Source organism: Holdemanella sp., assembly GCF_056804935.1.
The window spans coordinates 1-2,905 of the sequence record NZ_DBMEXE010000203.1; the positions used below are offsets into that span (position 1 = coordinate 1).

Annotated in this window: 5 protein-coding genes; all 5 read left to right on the top strand. The window is 34.7% G+C overall.

Annotation, left to right across the window (positions count from 1 at the left end):
• Nucleotides 1-98 precede the first annotated feature (98 nt).
• Entirely contained in the window at nucleotides 99-554 is a 456-nt protein-coding gene (gene ybeY, locus ACZQCL_RS08220; protein WP_117572319.1) for an rRNA maturation RNase YbeY, read from the top strand.
• Nucleotides 535-882, top strand: a complete 348-nt coding sequence (locus tag ACZQCL_RS08225; RefSeq protein ID WP_227991810.1) for a diacylglycerol kinase family protein — start codon at nucleotides 535-537, stop codon at nucleotides 880-882. Before ybeY ends, ACZQCL_RS08225 begins: the two co-directional genes overlap by 20 nt.
• A gap of 12 nt (nucleotides 883-894) precedes the next feature.
• Nucleotides 895-1,803 (top strand): GTPase Era, encoded by a 909-nt coding sequence (gene era, locus ACZQCL_RS08230; protein ID WP_154555183.1) that lies wholly within the window; start codon nucleotides 895-897, stop codon nucleotides 1,801-1,803.
• Complete coding sequence (recO, locus tag ACZQCL_RS08235) at nucleotides 1,793-2,515, top strand: DNA repair protein RecO (RefSeq protein ID WP_288522148.1); 723 nt, start codon at nucleotides 1,793-1,795, stop codon at nucleotides 2,513-2,515. Before era ends, recO begins: the two co-directional genes overlap by 11 nt.
• A partial coding sequence (locus ACZQCL_RS08240) for an HD domain-containing protein (protein WP_482482726.1) occupies nucleotides 2,515-2,905 on the top strand: 391 nt, incomplete at its 3' end. The genes recO and ACZQCL_RS08240, both read left to right, overlap by 1 nt.

Below are 2,905 nucleotides of genomic sequence, written 5' to 3' on the forward strand. Positions count from 1 at the left end.
AAGTCTATTTGACATTAATTATGTCTATATCCTGTTTTATTAAATGTGTCTTTTCGAAAAAAAAAGTTTTTTTTCTTAGTTTAGTGTATAATCAAGGCATGGAAATAATTTTTACAAATAACGCAAAAGATAGAAGTGTCTATCGATACAAAAAAGATTTTGAAAGGATATTAGAACGTGCCTGCAAGGTGTTAGACAGAAAGGGAGACTGGAGTTTATCGGTAATTTATGTAACACCTGAACAGATTCACGAAATTAATCGTGACTATCGTAATGTTGACCGTCCTACAGATGTCATTAGCTTTGCGATTCAAGATGATATGAGTGATATGTGGATTGAAGAAGACCAATATGAACTGGGTGATATCTTCATCAATGTACAAGCTATTCGTGATCAAGCTAAAGCCTATGGTCATTCGATTCGTCGTGAAGCATGTTTCTTATTCTGCCATGGATTACTTCATTTAATGGGATATGATCACATGAAGGAAGAGGATGAAAAGGTGATGTTTGCCTTACAGGATGAGATCTTAGATGAATTGGTTCAAAGGTAGATTTAAATATGCCTTTCAAGGTCTATTTTACGCTTTCACTTGTGATCGCAGTATTCGTCTTCAAGGCATCTTTGGATTGATTGTGATATTGTGCGGCATTTTCTTTCATTGTTCACTAAATGAGTGGATGATGTTGATTTTCGCCATTGGCTTAGTATGGTTTAGTGAAATCATCAATTCGTGTATTGAAAGATGCGTGGATTATATTTCTCTTGAACATACCCAACAAGCCAAACATATTAAGGATATGGCTGCAGGAGCTGTCTTTATTATTAGCGTGCTTGCCGCATGTATTGGGCTTTATGTATTTTTGCCCAAACTATTTTAAAACGGAGGTAAAATGAGTAATTATAAATCAGGATTTATTGCGATCGTAGGAAGACCCAATGCAGGAAAATCAACATTGTTGAATGCATTGTTGAAAGAAAAAATCGCAATCATGTCGGACAAACCGAATACGACAAGAAACAATATTTCGGGTATTTTGACAAATGAAGATTGTCAATATGTGTTTGTAGATACACCAGGTATACATAAGCCGCAACAACAACTTGGACGCGTCTTAAATAAGAATGCCTATTCGGCAATGGAAGATTGTGACGTGATCGGATGGATTGTAGATGGCTCTCAAGCTTTTGGAACAGGAGATTCATTCATTTTAAAACGTATTGAAACATTACATAAACCGGTTGTATTGATCATGAATAAGATTGATAAACTTGGTAAGGAACAATTATTAAAGCGTTTGATGTATTGGCAAAAACAATATGACTTTAATGATATTGTTCCAATCAGTGCTTTGGATAAAGACAATTTAGAAGAGTTATTGAAGGTGTTCAAAGGGTATTTGCCAGAAGGCGAGCCGATGTTTCCTGAAGAAATGAAGTCGGATCATGACATCAATTTTAGAATGTGTGAAATTGTTCGTGAAAAGATCTTATTTAAAACACATGAGGAAATCCCTCATAGTGTAGCGGTTATTTTAGAGCGTAAAGAAAAACGTGGTAACCGCATGTATCTTCAAATGATGGTGGTAGTCGATCGTGAATCACAGAAGGGAATCTTGATTGGTAAACAAGCGAGCATGATTCGTTCGATTCGTCTAGATGCACAAAAGGAATTAAAAGATATGCTCGGATGCAGTGTGGATTTGGAACTCTTTGTGCGTGTCGAAAAGAATTGGCGTAATCACGAAAACAAGATCAAAGAATTCGGTTTAGACGAATTAGAACAAATCGATGAAGACTAAGATTCAGGCACTTGTATTAAGTGTTGGTGAATACAAAGATAAGGATGGCCTAGTCAAAGTATTGACGACAGATTCCATTTTAACTTTATACGCAAGAGGACTGTTCAAACCCAATTCTAAGAATTTGCGGCTTGTACAGCCCTTTTCTTATAATGAATTCATGATCGAAGATAAGACAAAAATGCCTTTATTACTACAAGGACAAACCATTCATTATTACTATCACATTCAAGAAGATCTGTTTAAATCGAGTTGTTGTTTCGTGTTGCACGACTTGATTTCTAAAACTAAAAAAGAAGAGAATTTATTCAACGTAGTATTGGATTGTTGGAACGCAGCCGACAAAGACTTAGATGATTTTTATTTTTGGGCCTGCATCATTCTAAAATATTGTATTGAACAAGAAGGAATCCAACCGTTTATCCAAGGGTGTGTACATTGTGAAAGCACAAGAGTCGAAACTCTTTCTGTAAAAGATGGTGGATTCTTATGTGAAAAGTGCAATCACAATCAATATCCCAAATGGAGTGTAGAACAATTAAAGAAATATCGCGCTCTATTTAGGTGCAAAGAAGAAAACTTAGAGTATGTTAAAGATCATTTCAATTTCAATCTTGATGACTTAATCTATCTAGCCAAATGGATGGAGTATCATACTCATAAGAATTATCCAAGCATTCGCTTTTTAGAAAGTATTCGAGGTTTAAAGTAATGTTTCATGAATTAGCATTTCAAATCGCAAAAAAGGCACATTCTAAACAAGTGGTTAAAGCAGGGAAAGATTATATCTTGCATCCGATGAAAGTGGCTTCTTATATGGATACGGATACAGAAAAGGCAGTTGCATATTTACATGATGTATTAGAAGATACAAATGTCACAGAAGATGAATTGAGAAATATGTTCTCAAATGAAATCGTAGATACGGTAATTATATTAACGCATAGAAAAGATGAATCTTATTTTGAATATATATCTAGAGTATCTACATCAAAGTTAGCTAAAAAAATAAAGGTTGCAGATCTTTTGCACAATCTAGATATCACAAGAATCAAAGAACCCACAAAACAAGATTATCAAAGGCTAGAGAAGTACAAGAAAG